The organism is Balneolaceae bacterium, assembly GCA_034521445.1.
GTDB lineage: Bacteria > Bacteroidota > Rhodothermia > Balneolales > Balneolaceae > JAXHMM01.
This window is the reverse complement of sequence record JAXHMM010000005.1, coordinates 1-21,195: the sequence shown is the minus strand read 5'-3', so window position 1 is coordinate 21,195 and position 21,195 is coordinate 1. Positions and strand designations below refer to the sequence as shown.

General features: G+C 60.2%; 16 protein-coding genes. 7 read left to right on the top strand and 9 right to left on the bottom strand.

All coding sequences use genetic code 11. The features are described 5' to 3' along the window. Positions 1-27: 27 nt before the first annotated feature. The 4 genes from U5K31_03960 to U5K31_03945 form a co-directional block, all read right to left on the bottom strand. A complete protein-coding gene (locus tag U5K31_03960; protein MDZ7771881.1) occupies positions 28-594 on the bottom strand; it encodes a hypothetical protein in 567 nt (188 codons plus the stop codon). A gap of 7 nt (positions 595-601) precedes the next feature. Beyond that, positions 602-1,132, bottom strand: coding sequence for a hypothetical protein (locus U5K31_03955; GenBank protein MDZ7771880.1), 531 nt, complete (start codon positions 1,130-1,132; stop codon positions 602-604). Positions 1,133-1,170: 38 nt separating this feature from the next. Then, positions 1,171-1,734 carry a hypothetical protein gene (locus U5K31_03950; GenBank protein MDZ7771879.1) on the bottom strand — a complete coding sequence of 188 codons (564 nt, stop codon included), beginning with the start codon at positions 1,732-1,734 and terminating at the stop codon, positions 1,171-1,173. A gap of 176 nt (positions 1,735-1,910) precedes the next feature. Beyond that, positions 1,911-9,239: a cellulose binding domain-containing protein gene (locus U5K31_03945; GenBank protein MDZ7771878.1), complete on the bottom strand. Its 7,329-nt coding sequence runs from the start codon at positions 9,237-9,239 to the stop codon at positions 1,911-1,913. Between the two features lie 304 nt (positions 9,240-9,543). On the opposite strand from U5K31_03945, the gene rfbD reads away from it, so the two are divergent. Genes rfbD through rfbB form a run of 3 tightly spaced genes read left to right on the top strand, consistent with a single transcriptional unit; the run spans position 9,544 to position 11,982 of the window. Further along, on the top strand, positions 9,544-10,428 hold the full coding sequence (rfbD, locus tag U5K31_03940) for a dTDP-4-dehydrorhamnose reductase (GenBank protein MDZ7771877.1): 885 nt from the start codon (positions 9,544-9,546) through the stop codon (positions 10,426-10,428). A gap of 8 nt (positions 10,429-10,436) precedes the next feature. Beyond that, positions 10,437-10,973, top strand: a complete 537-nt coding sequence (gene rfbC, locus U5K31_03935) for a dTDP-4-dehydrorhamnose 3,5-epimerase (protein MDZ7771876.1) — start codon at positions 10,437-10,439, stop codon at positions 10,971-10,973. A gap of 1 nt (position 10,974) precedes the next feature. Then, positions 10,975-11,982, top strand: coding sequence for a dTDP-glucose 4,6-dehydratase (gene rfbB / locus U5K31_03930; GenBank protein MDZ7771875.1), 1,008 nt, complete (start codon positions 10,975-10,977; stop codon positions 11,980-11,982). A 38-nt stretch (positions 11,983-12,020) separates the two neighbouring features. Here rfbB and U5K31_03925 read toward each other — a convergent pair whose 3' ends face one another. After that, positions 12,021-12,605, bottom strand: a complete 585-nt coding sequence (locus U5K31_03925) for a hypothetical protein (GenBank protein MDZ7771874.1) — start codon at positions 12,603-12,605, stop codon at positions 12,021-12,023. Positions 12,606-12,674: 69 nt separating this feature from the next. On the opposite strand from U5K31_03925, the gene U5K31_03920 reads away from it, so the two are divergent. From U5K31_03920 to U5K31_03905, 4 genes are read left to right on the top strand one after another with little or no spacing between them, the layout of a single operon-like run. Further along, positions 12,675-13,151 carry an EVE domain-containing protein gene (locus tag U5K31_03920; protein ID MDZ7771873.1) on the top strand — a complete coding sequence of 159 codons (477 nt, stop codon included), beginning with the start codon at positions 12,675-12,677 and terminating at the stop codon, positions 13,149-13,151. A gap of 8 nt (positions 13,152-13,159) precedes the next feature. Then, a complete protein-coding gene (locus U5K31_03915) occupies positions 13,160-14,365 on the top strand; it encodes a 2'-deoxycytidine 5'-triphosphate deaminase (protein MDZ7771872.1) in 1,206 nt (401 codons plus the stop codon). Positions 14,366-14,391: 26 nt separating this feature from the next. Next, a complete protein-coding gene (locus U5K31_03910; protein ID MDZ7771871.1) occupies positions 14,392-14,616 on the top strand; it encodes a (2Fe-2S)-binding protein in 225 nt (74 codons plus the stop codon). After that, positions 14,617-15,318 (top strand): RsmE family RNA methyltransferase, encoded by a 702-nt coding sequence (locus U5K31_03905; protein MDZ7771870.1) that lies wholly within the window; start codon positions 14,617-14,619, stop codon positions 15,316-15,318. Positions 15,319-15,339: 21 nt separating this feature from the next. Here the strand turns inward: U5K31_03905 and U5K31_03900 are convergent, their stop codons facing one another. From U5K31_03900 to U5K31_03885, 4 genes are all read right to left on the bottom strand, one after another. Beyond that, complete coding sequence (locus U5K31_03900) at positions 15,340-17,235, bottom strand: S41 family peptidase (protein MDZ7771869.1); 1,896 nt, start codon at positions 17,233-17,235, stop codon at positions 15,340-15,342. A gap of 179 nt (positions 17,236-17,414) precedes the next feature. Beyond that, positions 17,415-18,848, bottom strand: coding sequence for an ATP-dependent protease ATPase subunit HslU (gene hslU / locus U5K31_03895; protein MDZ7771868.1), 1,434 nt, complete (start codon positions 18,846-18,848; stop codon positions 17,415-17,417). 3 nt (positions 18,849-18,851) lie between these two features. Then, positions 18,852-19,400 (bottom strand): ATP-dependent protease subunit HslV, encoded by a 549-nt coding sequence (gene hslV / locus U5K31_03890; GenBank protein ID MDZ7771867.1) that lies wholly within the window; start codon positions 19,398-19,400, stop codon positions 18,852-18,854. 48 nt (positions 19,401-19,448) lie between these two features. After that, positions 19,449-21,194 carry an Rne/Rng family ribonuclease gene (locus U5K31_03885; protein MDZ7771866.1) on the bottom strand — a complete coding sequence of 582 codons (1,746 nt, stop codon included), beginning with the start codon at positions 21,192-21,194 and terminating at the stop codon, positions 19,449-19,451. Position 21,195 lies beyond the last annotated feature (1 nt).

Genomic DNA, 21,195 nt, shown 5'->3' with positions numbered 1-21,195 from the left:
GTGTTATCGCACAATTTTTCCCCTTACTTAAAGATATTCTACTTCCATGACGACCATACCATCGTAATGACCAGGCTGCACATCGCCAACCGATATGCTTCCAAAAATAAATATATATGCGGTGGCATTTTGCATCATCTGGGTGGGAGTAAGGCCCCCGGTACTCTCCATCATTTGAAATTGAGCTGTATTTCCATTAAACAAACGGGCGTCTTCTATACGGTTTACTCCACGGTTGGCGTAGGCTGCACGGATGGATATATTCAGGCTGTCAGAAAAGGATCTGTCGGCGTGACGAAGCAACTCGGGGCTATGCAGAGATACACGTACGCTCTGGTTCGGATATCCCATGACGGTGAAAATACCCATATTATTCTCTCCCATATTAACCTCGATGGGGCCTGCGTTCTGATACAGCTGACCAAAATCCAGGGGCTGCAGGGTCTGGGCACTGAGCTCCGGTTCCACTTCCATAACGATGCGCAGGAATTGCGCCTCCGATTTTTCTGCGGGAAGCAATACCAGCATAAAAGCTGCTATCCAAAGGAAAATCAGACGCTTCGAATGTGTTCGTATGCGCTTTGGAACAGCCATGGGACGATCAGTTGTATTCCACGGTGATGTCAATGGTGGCTGAATAGTCTCCTGCAGCTACGTTGCCTACATTTATACTCCCCCATAAATAGATATAGGCAGTCTCCGAGGGAGGTGACACCCCTTCAATGGGGGGATCCGGCGGTGGTCCGGGTGGCAGAAACTGTCGCTCAAGTATGGGGAATCGGGCTTGAAGGTTTCCCATCATCTTGGCTTTGAGGTAGTCGTTGTCTCCGTGGTTGGCGTATGCTGCTTCCAGGGTGGTGAACGGAATTTCGTCTGTAACACCGGGGTCGATAGGCAGAAGGGCGTCAGGTTTGGTGATGGTGACCACCACGTCCAGATATTTGACACCGGTGATCGAGAGTACCGCCATTCCGGGATCGTCACCCAAGTCAACGGAAACATTACCCTCTCCGTTGATTACCGATCCAAAATCAAGGGATTCATAGCCCGGAACGGGTTCAAGGGTAATCGTGTAACTTCCAAACTGACTGAAATCGATTTCCTGGGCTGTACCCTGGCTGGGTGCCAGCATACACAGAACGCACAGGCATATCAGGTATATGCAGTACCTCAAATATATTCGACCTCCACGGTTAAATCACCTTCGTAGTTACCGCTCACTGCATTGGTGATATCCACCCGGCCTCCTACCCATATGTAGAATTCGCCATCCTCGTTCAGACGGAAGTTCTGCGAATTGCCCGCGACGAGTTCCGAAGCAGACTGGTTTCTTTCCGAATAACCCGAGAGCTGGTATTCAAACTGCAGGGTGTTCACGCCTGTTTGGTGTACGAGGGTAACCTGCCGCTGGAATCTTACGCTGATAGGGGTGTTGGGGGATCCGTCCGCCATCATAAGTCCGGCATTGGAATTACTGACGGGATTCACCGATATAATGCCTTGACTGGGCTGCACCCTGTCAAATTGAATATCTCGCAAGGTGACCAGCGTTATGTTGATTTCCAGGATATTTGCAGATACCTCGGCAGAAGCACTGGAAGAACGGGGGATATTGTCCTGAGCATGTGTCGTGTAACTGAATCCAGCCAGCAACAAAAATATAAATAGGATCGCCCCCAAGGCGTGCCTCAGCGTCGCAAAACTCGTTATTTTTGCCGTGTAGTAATTTAACATGTGCGGTCAGTCAACATTTGACACTACCGTCTCTCCCGGCAGACAACCAATTCAGATGTCCCCGTCCGGGATGATCCAGGCACTCCTATATAATTTAACAAAGATTTTTCAATATTCATTTAACATTGCGGACTAATTACTGGAATTAGCACATTATAATGCTCTGGCACCCATGATTATTGCTTGATGTAGGTCACCTTGCCACTGGCCGCGCCATGCTCCGATTCCAGCACGATGAGGTAGACCCCGCTGGAGAGTCCCCTCGGCCGCCAGGGCACCTCATGGTAGCCCGCCGGCAGTACCTCGTCCACCAGCGTTTCGACCTTCCGTCCCATCACGGTGTAAACGTGCAGGCGCACGCGCCCCTCGCGCGGGGTTCCGAAGCGCAGGTTCGTGGATTCCGAGAAGGGGTTGGGATAGTTGTTGCCCACCTCGTACTGCTGCGGGGAGTCGGAGGTGACCTGGATGGACTGTATGCGCAGGGTAAATCGAACGTGGTTTCGTTCGTCGTTGGTGGTGATGGTGCCGCCCGTGGCTGGGGCCGCCAGCGCCTGCTGTCCGGCCAGGTGTTCAAGGGAAACCCGGATGGAGTCCCTGAGGTTGTTCACGGCGATGCGTTTCCCGCTGGCCTGGTGCACCAGCTCGGCTTCCCAGTGGTTGGGGAGGTTGCGTACCTTGTCTACTTTCAGCCAGAGCTCGTCGGCCAGGGGCTGTCCGTCGCGGTAAGCATTTACCTCGATGGGAACTTCAATCACCTTGCCGAACCAGCGGGGCAGGTTGCTGATGGCCAGGCGCTCGCGGTTCTCTGCCCGCGAGTAGGCCTCCACGTAGTCGGTGACGTTGGGAGGCGGGAGCAGCTTGTAGGCATCCATGCGGTCGAGCTCGGTCGTGCCGTCCTCGGTAAAGGAGAAGTGCACGGTAGACTGCAGGTTCTTCGAATGGTAGGCGCGCAGGCTGATACTGGGGACCTCGGGCCGCTCCGCGCCCGCCGCCGGGTCGCTTCCGATGAACTCGCCGCCGGTGGTCTTGGCGTTTTCGCTGGCCACCAGCTGCGGATTGGTGTCGTTGGCCTTCACCCAGAAGCCCTGGAAGGGGGCGATGAGTCCGTCGGTAATGTCACCGGCCGCGCCGTTCCATGTTTTGTACTGGTTGGTAGCGGGATCCCACACGTAAATGTTGGGATCGATATTCGTTTTGGTCCACGAGGCGTCTTCCCAGTCCAGCGTGGCCCCGTAGGGGTTGCCCACCAGGTTCCAGCCGCTGTCGGCGGCCGCCGTGAAGGTGACATTCAGGTCCACCGGTCCCTCGTGTTCCTGCCCGTTCACCTCCAGGGTGTAGGGGAAAGGGTCGTTGTAGTCGCTGTCGGATGGGATGTCGCCGAACATGTAGACGTGGTAGCCGCGGCCGGTGCCCACGTCGTCTGTAATGTTGGAGGGGGCCCGCCAGCGCTGGTTGTCGGTACCCTCGTAGGTTTCGTCGTACCAGAGCACGTTGGGCTGGTAGCTGGTGCCGTAGGTCGCCCCGGTGAAGCCCTGGGTGTGTACGCCGTCCAGGAAGTTATCGAAATCGGTGTCAATGGGGGAGGAGAGCAGGCGGTAGCCGCGCGGGCTGTCCACTTCCAGGCGGAAGGTAAGCTCGCCTGAGCTGACCGTCTTGTCGTTGGCGAGCAGCTCGTCGCCGTCTTCGAAGATGAAGGGACCGCTATTGAGGAAAAGCGTGCCGTTTACCTCGTAGGATTTGTCGGCCGTCACGCCGGTGGAATTGTCGATGGTCAGATCGCCCTGCAGGGTGGCGGGGAGCCCGTCGCCGGTGGTCTGGGGTGACCCGGCCTGGAAGATGTAATCGGCCGAAGCGCTGTAGCTGCGCGTGCCATCGCTCTGGATGCTGCCGGAGGAGATGTTTGCGTTGATTCCGTTGACTGAGCCCACCTGCAGCGTACCGTCTGGCTCCAGTACGAAATCTCCCGTGCCGTCCAGCACCCAGTTGCCCGTGTAGAGCTTGCCGGTCCCGGAGACGGTGACCGAATTATCGTTGGTTATGTTGTCGGTCAGGGTAATCTTGTGTCCGCTGCCGATGATCACCTCGTCCTCGGGGCCCGGAGGCACGGTGGCCACGGCGCCAGTGTGGCTGACAGTGGACCAGTTGGTGGCGTTGCCCCAGCTGCCGGTCTGCCGGCTGTAATAGGTCTCGGTCATGGGCGGTGCGTCGCCCCAGATCAACTGTCCCTTGTAGTAGACGTTGATGGAGTCGAAGTCGGAGTAGTTGGTGATGGTGGGATTGAAGGAATAGTCGTCGCTCTGGTCGTAATTCTGGAAATTGTCGTCGTGAATGCGCTGCTGGATGCCGCCCGTGGAGGCCGAGGCGGGAAAGAGGTTGGGCGTGCTTCCGTCGCCGCCCAGTCCGATAGGCACCACGATATCCGAGTCGAAACCGACTTCCAGAAAGTAGCGCCCCTCCTCGGTATTGAAGGATCCGCTGAAGTTGCTTTCGTCGTTGGTCATCTCGGCGAAGTCTACCACATACTCATCCGATCCGGCAGGTTCGGAGGTAAACCAGTAGCGCACGGTCAGGTCGCTTAGGTTGATGTCCAGGTTGCTGTCGTTGAAAATCTTGATCCAGGGCTGGATGGTCTCGCTGGTGGTGTTGGTTGCATTGTTCCGGTACTGCAGGCGAATGCTGCCGAAGGGCGGATTGGGCTGCACCACTTCAAAGGCGTCGGAGGTGACTGAGGTGAGGCCGGTGGTGCTGAAACTCAATTCGTAGCCTGTGTCGGCCGTGCTGATGCTCAGGTTGTTGAAAACGGCCTCGCCGCTGGCGTCGCTGGTGGCTACGGTAGTGCTTCCTCCCGTAAAGTTGCTCTTGTTCAGACTGACGCTCACATTTATTCCTGAAACCGGGTTGCCGCCGCCGTCGGTCACCAGCACCACCGGGGCCGGGGAGATGGTTACGTCGGAGGTGGATTCGCTGGGTTGCGTGGTGATCTCCAGGTCGTCCGCCGCCCCTGCCGTCACGTCAAAATCGTCAGAGAGGGCATTGGAGACGTATTGGGCATCGGGGTCAAAGCTGAGCTCGTAGCCCGTGGCGATAGTGGAGATGACCAGGTCGTCGAATACCGCCTCACCGGATCCGTCCGTCGCCAGGGTGGTGGTGCCCGAATCGAAGCTGTTCTTGTTCAGGCTGACCGTAATATTGGTGCCCTGCACGGGGTTGCCGAAGTTGTCGGTCAGGACCACCGCAGGGGGACCCTCCAGGGTATTTCCCGTTTCGGTGTTGGCCGGCTGGGTGGTAATGTTCAGTGCGGTGGCGTTGGCCGCCACCACCTCGAAGGAGCTGGTCACCACATTGGGTACTCCCGTCTCGTCGGCATCGAAGGTGATCTGGTAGCCGGAGGCCGCCGCCTCGATCACCAGGTCGCTGAAGGTGGCCACGCCCGAACTGTTGGTCTGCACGGTTACGGTCCCCGATGCAAAGCTGTTCTGGTTGACGCTCACGGTAATGTTTACCCCTTGGAGGGGATTGTCCTGGCCGTCCACCAGGGTGACCGAGGGTGCGGGACTCAGCGTCTGTCCCGCGGTGGTCTGACCCGGCTCGGCGTCGATGGTCATCGAGCCTGCGGGCTCTACTACGGTAAAGGTGTTGGAGTTGAGGCTGGAGACGCTGCCCGGCGCCGGTTCGAAGGTAAGCTGGTAGCCGGAGGCGGCGCTGTGAATCTCCAGGTCATTGAAGGTGGCGATACCGTTTGAGCCGGTTGCCCTGGTCAGCGTTCCTGCGTCAAAGGTGTAGCCTCCGGTCTCTGAAACAGTGACATTAACCCCTGAAATGGGGTTGCCGTAGGTGTCGGTGATCTTGACCGCCGGAGGCCCCTCGACCGAGCCCGTGGTCACCGATTCCCCGGGCTGGGTGGTGATGGTGGCCGTACTGGCCGCGGCGGGGTTGACGGTAAAGGTATTGGACTCCTTGTTGGCTACGCCGGAGGCGGCGGCGTCGAATACGATTTTGTAGCCCGAGGCGGCAGCGGTGATGACCAGTCCCGAAAAGGTGATCACCCCTGAACTGTTGGTGGTGCGGGTCAGTGTACCCGAGGAGAAGCTGTTCTTATTGAGGGAGACCGTCACGTTCTCGCCCGATTTTACGTTGCCGTAGGCGTCGGTGAGGGTGACCTTGGGCGCCGGATTCAGTGTGGCGCCGGCGGTCGCCGAAGAGGGAGGCTGCTGCGTGATACTCATCTGGCTGGCTGCCGCGGCGCTGATGGTAAAAGAGTTGGAGGTCTTGTTGTCTACCAGGTTCGCGTCGGCATTAAAAGTAAGCTCGTAGCCGGAGGCCGCGTTCTGGAAACTCAGATTATCGAAGACAGCCTCCCCGCTGGCGTTGGAGGTCACCACAGTCGTGCTTCCCCCGCTGAAGGAGTTCTGGTTGACGGTCACCGTCACGTCCACGCCCTCCACCGGGTTGCCCTGGGCGTCTTCCAGCAGCACGGTGGGCGAGGGGGAGAGAGACTGCCCTGCGGTTGTGCCGGTGGGCTGCTGGGTGATGGTCATCTCCTCCGCTTCGGCAGCGCCGGAGGGCGGGGTGCCCCAGACCAGGCTGCCCTTGTAGTAGATGGTGATCTTGTCGTGTTCGGTGTAGCTGGTCTTAGTGGCGTCGTAGGAGTAGTCGTTGGTCTGGTCGTAGTTGGCGAAGCCGTCGTCGTGGATGCGCTGCTGGATGGCGCCCGTATTGGCGTTGACCGGAAAGAGGTCCGGCGTGCTGCCATCGCCGCCCAGTCCGATAGGCACCACGATATCCGAGTCGAAACCGACTTCCAGGAAGTGGTTTCCGTCGATGGTGCCGAAGGTACCGGTGATGTTGCTATCGTCATTGGTCATCTCCGCGAAATCCACCACGTGCACGTCCTGCCCCGGCGGTTCGGAGGTAAACCAGTAGCGCACGGTCAGGTCGCTCAGGTTGATGTCTACGTTGCTTTCGTTGTTGAGACGCATCCAGGGCTCGAGCTGCTGGGAGGTGCTGCTGGTATTGTCATTCTTGTACTCCACGGTGATGGAGCCGAAGGCCGGGTTGGGCTGCACCACGTTGAAGGTGTTGGAGACGGCGTTACTTACCCCGCTGGCGCTGAAGGTGAGCTGGTAGGCGGAGGCGGCCGTGCCGATTTTCAGGTTGCCGAAAGTGGCCACCCCGCTGGAATTGGTGTTGACTACGGTGGTGCTGCCCCCAGAAAAGCTGTTCTTGTTGAGGCTAACCGTCACGCTCACGCCCTGAACGGGATTGCCCTGCCCGTCGGTAAGGGTCACGGCCGGGGCGGGGGAGAGGGTCACCCCGGCAGTGGACTGCGTCGGCTGCTGGGAGATGGACATGTTGCTGGCCGAGCCCGCCGTGACGTTAAAGTTGTTGGAGATCACGTTGGAAACCCCGCTGGCGTCCGCGTCGAAGGTGAGTTCGTAGCCGGTATCGGCCGTGCTGATCACCAGGTCATTGAATTCGGCCTCCCCGCCGGCGTCGGTCGCCACCACGGTGGTGCCCGAGGCGAAGCTGTTCTGGTTGAGGGTGACCGTAATGTCCACCCCGGAGACGGGGTTGCCGTAGGTGTCGACGAGCGTAACGGCCGGTGGTCCCCCCAGGATGCTGCCTGAGGAGGTGTTGACCGGCTGGGTCTCCATGCTCATAGAGGAGGCGCTAGCCGCCACCACCTCGAAGCTGGAGGTGTAGGCGTTGGCTACGCCCGTCTGGTCGGCGTCAAAGGTGATCTGGTAGCCGCTCTCGGCGGCGGTGACCACCAGGTCGTTGAAAGTGGCTACGCCCGAACCGTTGGTGGTGCGCGTGAGGGTGCCCGACGCGAAGCTGTTCTGATTAAGGGTGACCGTGATGTCCACGCCCGAGAGGGGATTCCCCTGATCGTCTTCCAGGGTCACCTGCGGGGAGGGGGAGAGGGTCACTCCGGCGATGCTCTGTCCGGGACTGGCATTCACCGTCATACTGCCGCCTGACGAGACCACATCGAAGGTGTTGGAATTGACGTTCGACACCCCGCCGGCTGATGCGTCGAAGGTAAGCTGGTAGCCGGTGTCGGCGGTATGGATCTCCAGGTCGTCGAAGGCGGCGAAGCCGTTGGAGCCGGTGGCGCGCGTCAGCGTGCCGGCGTCGAAGGTGTAGCCCCCTGTCTCTGAAACGGTTACGTTCACCCCGGATATGCCGTTGCCGTAGGTGTCGGTCACCCGCACCGTGGGGGGACCCTCGACCGTTCCGTTGGTTACCGATTCCCCCGGCTGGGTGGTGACGCTCATCTGGCTGGCGGCTGCTTCCGTGATGGCAAAGTTGCCCGTGATGCGGTCGGACAGTCCCCCCGCGGCCGGGTCGAAGGTGATCTTGTAGCCGGTGGCCTTGGTCGTGATCACCAGGTCATTGAAGGCGGCCACACCCGAGCTGTTGGTACTTCGGGTGAGAGTGCCGGAGGCAAAACTGTTCTTGTTGAGGGTGATGGTGATGTCGGAGCCGGAGACCGGGTTGCCGAAGGCGTCGGTGATGGTCACGGCCGGGGCGGAAGAGAGGGTCTGTCCCGCGGCAGTGGAGGCGGGAGGCTGCTGGGAGATGGAGATCTGGTCGGCCGCCGCGGCGCTAATGCTGAAGGAATTGGAGACTTCGTCGGAAACCAGGTCGGCGGCGGCGTCAAAAGTGAGCTCATAGCCGGTGTTGGCCGTGTTGATGCTCAGGTCGTCAAAGGTGGCTTCTCCGCTGGCGTCGGTAGTCAGTATGGTGGTGCTGCCCCCCGCAAAGCTGCCCTGGTTGAGGGTGACGGTCACTTCTACGCCCTCCACCGGGTTGCCATTGGCGTCTTCCAGCAGCACGGTGGGGGGCGGCGAAAAGATCTGCCCGGCTGTGCCGCCGGTGGGCTGCTGGGTAATGCTCATCTCCTCGGCCTGTGCCGTGCCCGGGGGACCCGATCCCGATACCAGGCTGCCCTGGTAGTACACCGTAATGTTGGTGTTGTTGGCGGTGGTGGTGTTGCCCGGGTAGGAGGTCTCGTTCGGGTCGAAGGAGAAGTCGTCGCTCTGGTCGTAGTTATTCCAGCCGTCGTCGTGGAAGGAATTCTGAATATTGCCTGTGCTTGCACCCGCCGGGAAGTCGTTGGGATTGCCGTTGCCGCCCAGGTAGCCCGGAATCTCCGCGTTGGAGGTGAAGCTGATCTCCAGGTAGCGTTGGCCGTTGACCGTCCCGAAGGTGCCGTTCACCTCGCCGTTGCCCACGGCCGCCGAGTAAAGGGCGTAGACGTCCTGTCCCGAAGGCTCGGAGGTAAACCAGTAGCGGATGGTGAGGTCCGACAGGTTAAGGGTGGACGACCCGTTGTTGATCAGCCGCATGTGGGGCTGGGGCGACTGCGTGGGGTTGTTGGCGTTGTTGTTTTTGTACTGGAGCGTGATGTCTTCCGGCTGCGCATAGACCGATCCCACGCTCACGCCGAACAGGAGAGCCAGCAGGGGTACCAGGGTACGGAGTAAGGTCAGGCTACGCATGGGGCGATATTGGGAATCCACCGAAGTATAAAAAAATAACGAGTGCCGCCCTCAGCCCTCAATTAGAATGTCTTAACCTCGGAGGGCCGCAAGAGGTTGTTTTTACGGCAATTATCGACCCTGTAACCATTCTTCTTTAGCGGGAAAGTCTGTGTGTTCCGGCGGCTGTGCCCTTTCCCGGAAGTCGTTGTGAAGTTCTTGATATACGCAATATATTTACAGGCGGTTTGCCGTGTTCTCTTCCGTGTCCCTCCTGATGCGGACTGCGGGCCCCTCAACATTGCTTAATGATACGAAATTATTGATGAATATACTGCTTACGGGCGCCAGAGGACAGTTGGGAGTGGAGTGGGTACGCCACGCCCGTTCGCCGGAGGGTTCCGGTTTGCGTCTGGCGCCCCGTGACGCCTCCGGGCTGGACATTACCGACGCCGGGGCCGTGAGTGCTGAACTGGACCGGGAGGAGCCCCACGCGGTGGTTAACTGCGCCGCCTATACGGCGGTGGACCGTGCCGAGGAGGAGCGCGACCGCGCCCTGCAGGTCAACGCCGAAGCCGTGGGCGCCCTGGCAGATCTTTGCGCAGAACGTGGCATCATGCTGATGCACTACTCCACCGACTATGTTTTTCCCGGCCGCGCCGACGACCGCGCGCGTCGCCCGGAGGGCTACCGCGAGGAGGACCGCACAAGTCCCCTCAACTGGTACGGGGAGACCAAGTGGCGGGGTGAGGAGGCCATCCGCGCCTCCGGCTGCCGGCACCTCATCCTGCGCCTGTCGTGGCTCTGCGGGGCCGGCGGCGGCAACTTCGTGAAAACCATGCTGCGGCTGGCGAGTGAACGGGACCATTTGCAGGTGGTGGACGACCAGTGGGGTAGCCCCACCTTCACCCGGCAGGCGGTGCGCCGCAGCCTGGCACTGATGGAAGATGGGGCGGAGGGCACCTGGCACTGCAGCTCCGCCGGCATCCTCACCTGGCACGATTTTGCGGAGGCCATCTTCGATCGGGCCGGGCTGGAGGTGGAGCTGGAGGCGGTCTCCTCGGAGGCCTTTGAGAGCAGAGCCCGCCGGCCCGCCTTCTCCAAGCTCTGCTGCCGCAGGCTGGAGGAGGCGACCGGCCGCCCCATGGCCTCCTGGGAAGAGGGGCTCGGCTCGCTGCTGGAGGAACTCAAGGAAAACCACGAAAGCTGACGCCCCACATGAATATTCAACGAACCCCTCTCAACGGCGTACTCCTGCTGGTGCCGGAGAAGTACGACGACGACCGCGGTTTTTTTACCGAGACCTACCGGCGTGAGGAATTTCCCGCGGACCTGGACTTCGTGCAGGACAACCTCTCCCGCTCCCGGCAGGGTGTAGTGCGCGGGCTACATTACCAGATCGAGCACCCGCAGGCCAAGCTGGTGATGGCCGTGAGCGGGGAGATCCTCGACGTGGCGGTGGACCTACGCGAGGGGTCCACCACCTACGGGCTGCATACGGCCCACCGCCTTTCGGGCACCAACATGTACCAGCTCTACATACCCGAGGGCTTTGCCCACGGCTTTTCCGTGCTCTCCGAAAGCGCCGTGGTGTATTACAAGTGCAGCGATTACTATTTTCCGAAGGGGGAGCGGGGCATTCGCTGGGACGATCCCGACCTGGCCATCGACTGGCAGGTGGAGGACCCCGTCCTCTCCGAAAAGGATCGCGAGCTGCCCACCCTTAACGAAGTAACCTTCAAAGACCTGTTTTGACATGCGTATCATCGTGACCGGCGGAGCCGGCTTTATCGGATCCAATCTCATCATGCACCTGCTCGAGGAGCACCCCGACTGGGAGATCCTCAACCTGGACAAGCTCACCTACGCCTCCAACCCCGAGTACCTGGAGCCGGTGAAATCGTCCGGACGCTACTACTTCAAGAAGATCGACCTGGTCGACCGCGAGGCCGTGCGCAAGGCTGTGCACGACTTTGAACCCCGGGGGATATTTCACCTGGCGGCCGAATCGCACGTGGACAACTCCATCAAGGGACCCGAACCGTTTGTGCTCTCCAACGTGGTGGGCACGTTCAACCTGCTGGAGGAGTGCCGCCGGCTCTGGAGCGGCGACCAGGAGCGCTGGTCCGACAGCCGCTTCCTGCACGTCTCCACCGACGAGGTCTACGGCACCCTGGGTGATGAGGGCGCCTTCTCCGAAACCACTCCCTATGCCCCCAATTCGCCCTATTCGGCCACCAAGGCGGGCAGCGATTTTCTGGTGCGCTCCTACCATCACACCTACGGCATGAATGTGGTGACCACCAACTGCTCCAACAACTTTGGCCCGCACCAGCACGACGAGAAACTCATTCCCACGGTGATCCGCACGGCCCTGGCGCACGACGATATTCCCGTCTACGGGCGCGGGGAGAACGTGCGCGACTGGCTCTACGTGGTCGACCACTGCCGGGCCCTCGACCTCGCCTTCCGGGAAGGGCGCTCCGGGGAGACCTACAACGTGGGGGGCGACAACGAGTGGAAGAACATCGATTTGGTGCGCCTCATGTGCCGGCAGCTCGACGAGCTGACGGACGATGCGCCCGAAGGCGGGCACGAGTCGCTGATCACCTTTGTGGAGGACCGGCCGGGACACGACTTCCGCTACGCCATCGACGCCTCCAAGATCAAGGGCGAGCTGGGCTGGAAGGCCGAGGGCAGTTTCCAGGACCGCCTGCGGGAGACCCTGCAGTGGTACCTCGACCGCTACGGCCGTTCCGGCTGATTCGTCCTCTCCCTCCGGCGCCGGCAGGCGCACGGGCTTCACACCGGCTTCGGCGGATCGGCGAACCGCACCTCCGTGTGGAACTCCCCGTTTTCGCCCATGGGATCGATCTCCCCGCCCAGGTGCAGCAGCTGGCGCACCAGTCCCTGGCCATAGCGCTCCCCGGGCTTGAGCAGGTGGCGGAACTCCTCGCGCACCGCGCTGATGCGCACCTCCACCGGCAGCAGTGTGAGCAGCGTCATAAGCTCGTCAAGGTCCTTTTTCCAGATGGGAAACCGGCACCGCTCCCCGAAATGCTTCTCCCGCCAGGCGCGTACCTCCTCCAGCTTCCAGTCGCCGAAGATCAGCTCGCCGGGCTGTCCGTGCTCGGCAAAGGCCTCCCGCACCTTCTCCAGGTAGGTTTCATTGGGACATTCCGGGGGCAGGGCCACCTCCGCCAGGGGCAGAGCCATCATCCCGGCCTGCCGGCGGATGTTCTCCATCGGGATCTGCTGGTGGGGCACCACCCCGGTCTCTTCGTTGTAGGTGGTCAGCAGGGTGAGTTCCGCCTCGGGCCGGCGCTCGCGCCAGAAATGCCAGGCCAGGAAGGCGTCCTTGCCGCCACTCCAAAAGAGGTAGTTCATTCTGAATTCTCTGTTCTAACTTCTATATTCAAGGGCATTTGAAAAGATAACAATTAGCAGCGACTTCCTATGAGCGACCGACAGTACTGGCTGATGAAATCGGAGCCGGACGCATTCAGCATTGACGACCTGCAGGAGGTGGGTACGGAGCCCTGGGACGGCATCCGCAACTACGAGGCCCGCAACCATATGAGAGACGATATGCAGGTGGGCGACGGCATCCTGTTCTACCACTCGCAGGTGCGTCCCCCGGTCATCGTGGGCACGATGAAGGTGGCCAGCGAGCCGTACCCGGATCCCACCCAGTTCAACCCCGACTCCAAATATTTTGACGAAGACAGCAGCGAGTCGGACCCCACCTGGGAGCTGGTGGATGTGGAGTTTGTGCAGAAATTCGACGATCCCGTCACCCGCGACGCCGTCAAGGGGGAGCCCACCCTGCAGGACATGGTGCTGCTGAACCGCTTTCGCCTCTCCATCACCCCGGTCACCGGAACCGAGTGGAAGAAGATCCACGAGATGGCCGGCGCCGAACCCCTTTTGTGAGGCCGGCCGTGAGCGAAGTTTCCAACGACGTCTATTTTCGTACCAAGGGCATCCTGCCCGTGCAGAAGCTCCGCACGCTGGTGGAGGCCGGCGTGATCCGCGGGCGGGAGGGTTATCCCATCGAGGAGGACCAGTTTCAGCCCAACTCCATTGACCTGCGCCTGGGAGAGACCGCCTACCGCGTGCGCAGCAGCTTCCTGCCCGAAGACGAAAGCGTGCAGGACAAGCTGGACAAACTCCGCCAGTACGAAATATCCCTGGAGGGCGGGGCCATCCTGGAAACCAACTGCGTCTATATCATCCCCCTGCTGGAGGAGGTGCACCTGCCGGCCCAGATCTCACCGCAGAAGTCTCTTTTCAACGGTGATTCCGAGGAATACTTTCGTATCGTCTCCGAAGAACGTCTCTCGGCCAAGGCCAATCCCAAGAGTACCACGGGCCGCCTGGACATCTTCACGCGGGTGGTCACCGACGGCTCCCACCGTTTCGAGGAGGTGCGGCCGGGCTACAGCGGACCCCTTTTCCTGGAGGTGGTGCCCAAGTCCTTTCCCATCCGGGTGCAAACGGGCCAGCGGCTGAACCAGCTGCGTATACGCCATGGACACCAGGTGCTCAGCGACCAGGATATCCTGCACACCCACGGCACCGATCCCCTGCTCTTCAATGCGGCAGGCGATCCCCTGCCGTTGGACGAGGTGAAGGTAAGCAGCGGACTCTTCCTGAGCGTGAACCTGCTGGGCGGCGGCCGGGACATCGTAGGCTACAAGGCGCGAAAGCACCGCGACATCATCGACCTGGAGAAGGTGGGTCACTACGAGGTGGCCGATTTCTGGGAGCCCATCCAAGCGCGCCGCGACGACCATCTGATCCTGGAACCCGAGGCCTTCTACATCTTTGCCTCCAAGGAGCGATGCCGCATACCGGAGACCCTGGCCGCCGAAATGATTGCCTACGACACCGGCTCCGGGGAGCTGCGCACCCACTATGCGGGCTTCTTTGACAGCGGCTTCGGCGGCAGCGTGAAGGCGGGCGGCGCACGCGCCGTGCTGGAGGTGCGATCCCACGACGTGCCCTTCCTGATCGAGGACGGGCAGACCTTCTGCAGCATGCGCTTTGAGCCCAACACCGAAGTTCCCGAGTATATCTACGGGGAGGATATCGAGAGCAACTACCAGGGACAGGGACTCAAGCTGGGCAAGCACTTCAAACAGTAACCGCAACGCCAGGTCCACGCACGCGCATGTCACGCTACAAGGTTGATCGGTGCATCTGCCGCAATCGCTCTTTCGAAGAGATTCGGGATTACGCGCGCCGCAACGACATCGACTCGGTGGAGGTCCTCAAGGAGAGGTCCTACTGTTCCGACAGCTGCGGCCTCTGCGAACCCTACGTTGCGCACCTGCTGTGCAGCGGCAGGACGGTATTCGAGCCCGGCGAGTTTTACCGGAAAAAGGAGGACGTATAAATGGGACCGCTATTCTATGCTCCCCCCGTACAGGTATCCGGCCGCCGTATACGGCTCGAGGGACAGGAGGCACATCACGCCGCGCGGGTACTGCGCCTGGGGCCGGGCGATCCGGTGGCAGTCGCTGATGGACGGGGCACTCGCTACCAGGGCAGCGTCGTCTCCGCAGGCAAGAATGGGGTGATCGTGGAGTGGGCCTCCCGCGAGGAGCTGCCGCGCCCGGACCCTTACTGCGTGCTGGCCATGGGAATCCTGAAAAAAAGGGACCGCATGGAATTTGCCGTCGAGAAGGCGGTGGAGCTGGGTGCGGGGGACGTGGCTCTCTTCCGCAGCCAGCATACGGTCAAGGAGAATGTGCGCATGGACCGCCTGGAGTCTGCGGCCCTGGCCGCCATGAAGCAGAGCCGGCGCGCCTGGCTGCCCGGGATCACGCTGCACGATTCTCTTGCGCAGGTGCTGGAGAGTCATCCAGATACCCGCCCGTTGCTCGCCCGCCAGGGGGAGGGCGGATATCCTGAAGAACTTCCTGACAGGGAGGGGGACAGCTTCCTGTTGCTGGTGGGACCGGAGGGGGGATTTTCGGAGGAGGAGATGCGACATGCCCTGGAGGCGGGTGCCGAGCCGGTACGCTTGGGCGGTTATCGCCTGAGGACGGAGACCGCCGCTGTGGCTCTGCTCAGCCGCATGCTGCCGGAAGGGTAGGGTGGAAGGGAGGGGCCTGCCTCAGCCGCCTTCCCCGCGATTGACGCCGGTGGTGTGGGCGGCGGCGTATTCTTCGAGTGCCCGCACTTCGTCCCACAGGTTCATGGCCTTGTCGAGCATGTTGTCGAAGACGTCGTTGAACACGGGAAAGTAGTGCTTGCGGTCCCAGACCTGCAGGGCCAATTCGGCCTTCATGATTCCTTCGGACATCCAGCGAACTTTCTCGAAATGGCCGGGCGGCACCATCAGGGAATCGGAACGGAATTCAGGGCTCTGGACGGTGTCGGTGACCACCATGTTGTTTTCGCGCAGCATGCCGTAGACCTGGTCCATCTGCGCATCGGTCCACTGGAACTGCTCCCGGAAACCTTCGTAGTCGTTTGCCCATTCGGATCGAAAGGTGTCGCCGTTTTCGTCGAGGTACTGCCGTACGAAGTCAAAGGCCACCTGCTTGCCGCGCATGAAATTAACCACAGCGGCCGACTGGGTGGTATCCTCCTGGATGGGGTGGTCGGGGACGATCCCGCCTCCCCCGTAGACGGTACGGCCCGCATCCGTGTGATACTTCAGGGAGTCGGGCACGTGCTCGGTGAACTCCATGGCGTCGCTGCTGGCATTATCACGCTGGTATATTTCGTAGACGTAATTCTCGCGCCCGTCAGCATAGGGTTTCTGGATAAGCCGGCCGGAGGGGGTGTAGTAGCGTGAGATGGTCACTCTTATGGTGCTGGTGTCGTAGAGGGCGTACTGCTGCTGCACCAGGCCCTTCCCGTAGGTACGCTTGCCGACGATCAGTCCGCGGTCGTGATCCTGAATGGCCCCGCTGACGATTTCGCTGGCGGAGGCCGAGGTTTCGTTGACCATCACGATGACGGGCATATCGGTGTAGTTGCCGGTGCGGCTGGAGAAGTAGTCCTGGGTAAAACGAGCGTGGCGGCTCTTGGTGGAGACCAATTTGGTGCCGCCGGGAAAAAATTCTTCGGCGATGGCCACGGCCTGGCTCATGTACCCCCCGCCGTTGCCGCGCAGGTCGAGCATCAGCCGCTCCATGCCCAGATCTTCCAGTTTGCGCATGGCCGTCATGAACTCCTCGTGGGTGGTGGCGGCGAAGCGGCTGATTTTAATGTAGCCGGTCTGCTCGTCCAGCATGTAGGACGCGTCTACCGTATGGAGCGGAATCTCATCGCGCGTAATGGTGTATTTGAGGGTGCCTGAGGTTCCGGGCCGTTTGATGGTCACGTCAACTTCGCTGCCCTTGGGTCCGCGCAGAGCATTGCGAACGTCCTCGTTTTGAAAGCCGAGGGCGCTGCTGTCTTCGATGGCGATGATGCGGTCACCCGAGCGGATTCCCAGCTGATCGCTGGGCCCACCGCTAATGGCCGTCACCACGGTAATGGTGTCCTGTATGATGTTAAACTGGATGCCAATGCCCTGGAATTTACCTTCGAAGGCCTCCTGCTCCTGCTCGCTTATTTCGGGTTCCAGGTAGATGGAGTGGGGATCTAGGGTGCTCAGAAGACTGCGTATGGCATCCTCCGTACGCTCGGTCATGTTTTCGTCCGGGTAGTTGTTGGCCAGGTAGAGGTAGGCGTTCTCGAAGCGACGGGTGGATTCGGTGATGCTGCTGATGTCAAGCTCCCCGGAAAAGGTGGTGTCGGCCGGCGTGCCCTCCAGGGTGGCGGTGCTGTCATCCAGGTTTTTGACCAGTCCCTTGATACCGCTTTTAAAGAGTGAGGTGAGACTCACCGGCTCCACGTAATTGTCCTGTACGCTCTTGGTGGTCTGCACGTACTTCATCAGGTTCTTTTTGAGCTCGTCCTCGTCCGTCTGCACGACGCGGTCTATCCCCCCGATCCAGAAAAGGGACAGGAGAAGCAGGACGGCGATATTGGGGGCTGCAAATTTTTTCAAGGTCATGAAAGCTATCCGTAGGGTTCCGTTTCGTTCAAGAACGCAGGTAAGGTCAAATTATTTACGACGGCTTTTAAAAAGGGCCGCAACGGGTAATAACCCTCTTTCTGCGGTTATAAGCAACTGTAGACCGAATACCCGGGCCGCACGGGCGCGTGTCCTGCGGCCGTAACGCCCGGGACGGTTCAGAGTATATAGTGGCTCAGATCCTTGTCCTTAACAAGGTCGTCCAGCTGTTTGTTCACGTAGTCGCGGTCGATGGTGATCTCCCCGCTGCCGATGTCGTCCGGCACAGCGAAGAGCAGCTCGTCGAGCAGGGAGGAGAGGATGGTATGCAGCCTTCGCGCCCCGATATTCTCGACGGCCTGGTTCACCTGGGCCGCAATGGAGGCCACTTCGCGCAGGGCCTCGCCGGTGAATTCGATGGTCACGCCCTCGGCGGCCAGCATGGCCTGGTACTGCTTGGTAAGGGCGTTCTTGGGTTTGGTGAGAATGTCGAAAAAGTCGTCTTCGGTCAGGGAATTCAGCTCCACGCGGATGGGCATGCGTCCCTGCAGCTCAGGAATCAGGTCCGACGGCTTGGAGACATGAAAGGCGCCGGAGCCAATGAAGAGGATGTGGTCGGTTTTGACCATACCATGCTTGGTGGAGACGTTGCTGCCCTCTATGATGGGCAGCAGATCGCGCTGCACGCCCTGGCGGCTCACGTCGGGTCCGCCGCCGCCCCTCTTGCCGTCACTGCTCGATTCGGCCACCTTGTCGATCTCGTCGATGAAGACGATGGCCTGGGTCTGCACCCGCTCAAGGGCCTCCTGCACGGCCGATTCGTGATCGATCAGCTTTTCGGCTTCCTCGTCCAGGAGAATCTCGCGGGCTTCCTCGATGGTGACATTCCGCTTGGTCTTGTTTTTACCGCCCAGGTTGCCCAGCATGTCCTGCAGGTTGATGCCCATCTCCTCCATGCCGCCCTGTGGACCAAAGACCTGCATCATGGGAGCGCGGCTGGATTTCACCTCGATCTCGATCTTGCGGTCTTCCAGCTCGCCGTTGCGCAGCTTCTCGCGGAACTTCTCGCGCGTGCGCTGGTTGAGTTCGCGGTCGCTGGCCTGCTCGGGATTGAAGTCGCCGTCCTTTTTTTGGAAACCCGGTTTGCTGTTGTTCTCGCCTCCCTTGGTTACGGGAGGGATGAGAATGTCCAGTATACGCTCCTCTACGATCTTCTCGGCCTTTTCGCGCACCCGCTCCTGCATCTCCTCCTTCACCATGTTTACGGAGATGTCGCACAGATCGCGGATCATCGACTCCACATCGCGTCCCACATAGCCCACCTCGGTAAATTTGGAGGCTTCCACCTTGATGAAGGGGGCGTCGGCCAGCCGGGCCAGCCGGCGGGCGATTTCGGTCTTGCCCACGCCGGTGGGCCCGATGAGAAGGATGTTGTTGGGGAGGATTTCATCACGCAGCTCCTCATCGGAGTGCATGCGGCGCCAGCGGTTTCGCAGCGCGATGGCCACGGAGCGTTTGGCCTCATGCTGGCCGATGATGTACTTGTCCAGTTCCGAGACGATTTGCCGCGGGGTGAGATTCTGTTGTTTGACGGTCTGTTGGAATGGGCTCACAGTCTATTCTTCTATCTCGAGGATGCTCAGGTTGTGATTCGTATAGATGTCGATATCGGCTGCGATGTGCAGCGATTTTTCAACGATCTCGCGGGCACTTAAATTCTGCGCGTTGTTTTTGAGGGCGCGGGCGGCCGCCAGGGCGTAGGATCCCCCGCTTCCGATGGCCAGAAGTTGGTCGTCGGGCTCGATCACATCGCCCTGTCCGGAAATGAGCAGGGCCTGATCGCGATTCATGACCACCAGCAGGGCTTCGAGCTTGCGCAGGAATTTGTCGCTGCGCCACTCCTTGGCCATCTCGACGGCGGCCCGCTTCAGGTTACCGTTGTATTGCTCCAGCTTCTCTTCGTACTTCTCGAAGAGCGTAAAGGCGTCGGCGGTGGATCCGGCGAATCCGGCCGCGATTTTGCCTTCGTAGAGCCGTCTCACCTTGGTGACGGTGGCCTTCATGACGGTCTTGTCCATGGTTGCTTGTCCGTCGCTGCCGATGGCGGCCTCCCCGTTGTGGATGACGCCCACCACGGTGGTGGCTTTAAGAGGGGATATGCTCATCGAGAATGTTTGCGTTCAGACGTCTGCCTCGCGTTCTAGTTGGCCTCATTAATACTTCGAGCCGAAGCTGTTCCCCGTGGGACGTTCGGGTAGGTGCTCCCTCCCGTTGGTGGAGGGTCCGCCCTCCTCCTCTTCATCGTCGTAATCCAGCTTGTCGCGTCCCCGCCGCGGTTTGCCCGAGTCGAGCTCCTCCAGCTCCTCATGTGCGTCGGCGATCACCTCCTCCAGATTTTCGCCGCGCATCACCACGGTCGTGATGTCGATGTCGGAGCCGGCCAGGGTAGCCTTGAATTCGTTCAGGGAGATGGTTTCGTCGGTGACAAGGGAGATTTTCACCTTGTAGCGAAGCATCCATTTCCATTTGATGCTGATGAAGCCCTTCTCCAGGAACGACTTCAGGTAGGGATTGATGTAGATGTCCACCGCCCGGTAGCCGGTGTTGTGGCGAAACTTGCTGAGCCATGCGTCCAGGTCGGCCACGATGGTGTTCTGGGTGACCACGTTGCCCGAGCCGCCGCACATGGGACAGATCTTGGAGACGGAGTTGACCACGCTGGGACGGATACGCTGCCGGGTGATCTGCACCACGCCAAAGTCGCTCATCCCGATGACGTTGGTCTTGGCCGGGTCTTTCTTGAATTCCTTCTGTATCTCGTCGTAGATCTTCTTGCGGTTTTTGTCGCTGCGCAGGTCGATGAAGTCTACCACGATAATTCCGCCGATGTCGCGCAGCCGGAGCTGCTTGGCCACCTCGCGGGCGGCCTCCAGGTTGGTCTTCAGGGAGTTGTCCTCCTGGCGCTTCTTGGCTGCATAGGGACCTGAGTTGACGTCCACCACATACATGGCTTCGGTCTGTTCGAAGATCAGGTAGCCTCCGGAGGGCATACGTACCCGCGCCGAGAAAATGGAGTCCACATCCTTGGCAATGTTCATGTAGTTGAAGATGTGCTCCCTGCCGTTGTAGAGCTCCACGTTGGGAATCATCTGCGGGGCGATCTGCCCCACATAGTTCTTGATCTTCTTGTGCATCTTGGGATCGTCGATGAGTACGCGATCGTACTGCTTGGCGAAGAGGTCCCGTACCAGGCTCTCGGTCATGTCTAGATCTTTGTAGAGCAGGGAGGTGGGCTTGGACTCTTCCAGGCGCTCCAGAATGCGCTCCCACTTCTTGAGCACATTGCGCATGTCGTCCTCGATGGCCTGCTTGTCCTGTTCCTGGGCCACGGTGCGAATGATCACTCCGAAACCCTCCGGCAGCATGGATCCTACGATGCCTTTGAGGCGGCGGCGCTCCTTGTAGTTGTTGATTTTGCGGGAGGCGGCCACATAGTCGCCCATGGGAATGAGCACCAGGAAGCGTCCGGCGATGGTAATGTCGGTGGAAACGCGGGGCCCCTTGGAACCGATGGGTTCCTTGACGATCTGCACCATGACCTGCTGGCCGGGCTGCAGGATCTTTCCAGCCCAGTTCTGCTTCTCGTAGTTGGAGATTTTGTCAAAGTTGGTCTTCTCCAGCTGAGCGCGGACACGCGGGTTGATGGCGTCCCGTCCATTAAGCATCTGAACATACTCCCTGAGATGGTCCCCGGCGTCGGAGAAGTGAAGGAAGGCGTCCTTGGGGGTGCCCATGTCAATGAAGGCGGCGCGGATGCCGGCCATCACCTTGTGAACCCTGGCGAGGTAGATGTTGCCTACCGTGCGCTGGTTCTCATCGGATTCTATGAATAGTTGGGCGAGTTCGTTGTTTTCGAGCAGTGCAATACGCGTCTGTTTACCCGACGCGTGGATGATGATC

Bases quoted from the DNA above. Each gene is read 5' to 3' on its own strand.
- U5K31_03910 (MDZ7771871.1), top strand. From the start codon at position 14,392: ATGTCACGCTACAAGGTTGATCGGTGCATCTGCCGCAATCGCTCTTTC.
- U5K31_03925 (MDZ7771874.1), bottom strand. From the start codon at position 12,605: ATGAACTACCTCTTTTGGAGTGGCGGCAAGGACGCCTTCCTGGCCTGG.
- U5K31_03905 (MDZ7771870.1), top strand. From the start codon at position 14,617: ATGGGACCGCTATTCTATGCTCCCCCCGTACAGGTATCCGGCCGCCGT.
- hslV (MDZ7771867.1), bottom strand. From the start codon at position 19,400: ATGAGCATATCCCCTCTTAAAGCCACCACCGTGGTGGGCGTCATCCAC.
- rfbC (MDZ7771876.1), top strand. From the start codon at position 10,437: ATGAATATTCAACGAACCCCTCTCAACGGCGTACTCCTGCTGGTGCCG.
- U5K31_03945 (MDZ7771878.1), bottom strand. From the start codon at position 9,239: ATGCGTAGCCTGACCTTACTCCGTACCCTGGTACCCCTGCTGGCTCTC.
- U5K31_03920 (MDZ7771873.1), top strand. From the start codon at position 12,675: ATGAGCGACCGACAGTACTGGCTGATGAAATCGGAGCCGGACGCATTC.
- rfbB (MDZ7771875.1), top strand. From the start codon at position 10,975: ATGCGTATCATCGTGACCGGCGGAGCCGGCTTTATCGGATCCAATCTC.
- U5K31_03900 (MDZ7771869.1), bottom strand. From the start codon at position 17,235: ATGACCTTGAAAAAATTTGCAGCCCCCAATATCGCCGTCCTGCTTCTC.
- U5K31_03960 (MDZ7771881.1), bottom strand. From the start codon at position 594: ATGGCTGTTCCAAAGCGCATACGAACACATTCGAAGCGTCTGATTTTC.
- U5K31_03950 (MDZ7771879.1), bottom strand. From the start codon at position 1,734: ATGTTAAATTACTACACGGCAAAAATAACGAGTTTTGCGACGCTGAGG.
- rfbD (MDZ7771877.1), top strand. From the start codon at position 9,544: ATGAATATACTGCTTACGGGCGCCAGAGGACAGTTGGGAGTGGAGTGG.
- U5K31_03955 (MDZ7771880.1), bottom strand. From the start codon at position 1,132: ATGCTGGCACCCAGCCAGGGTACAGCCCAGGAAATCGATTTCAGTCAG.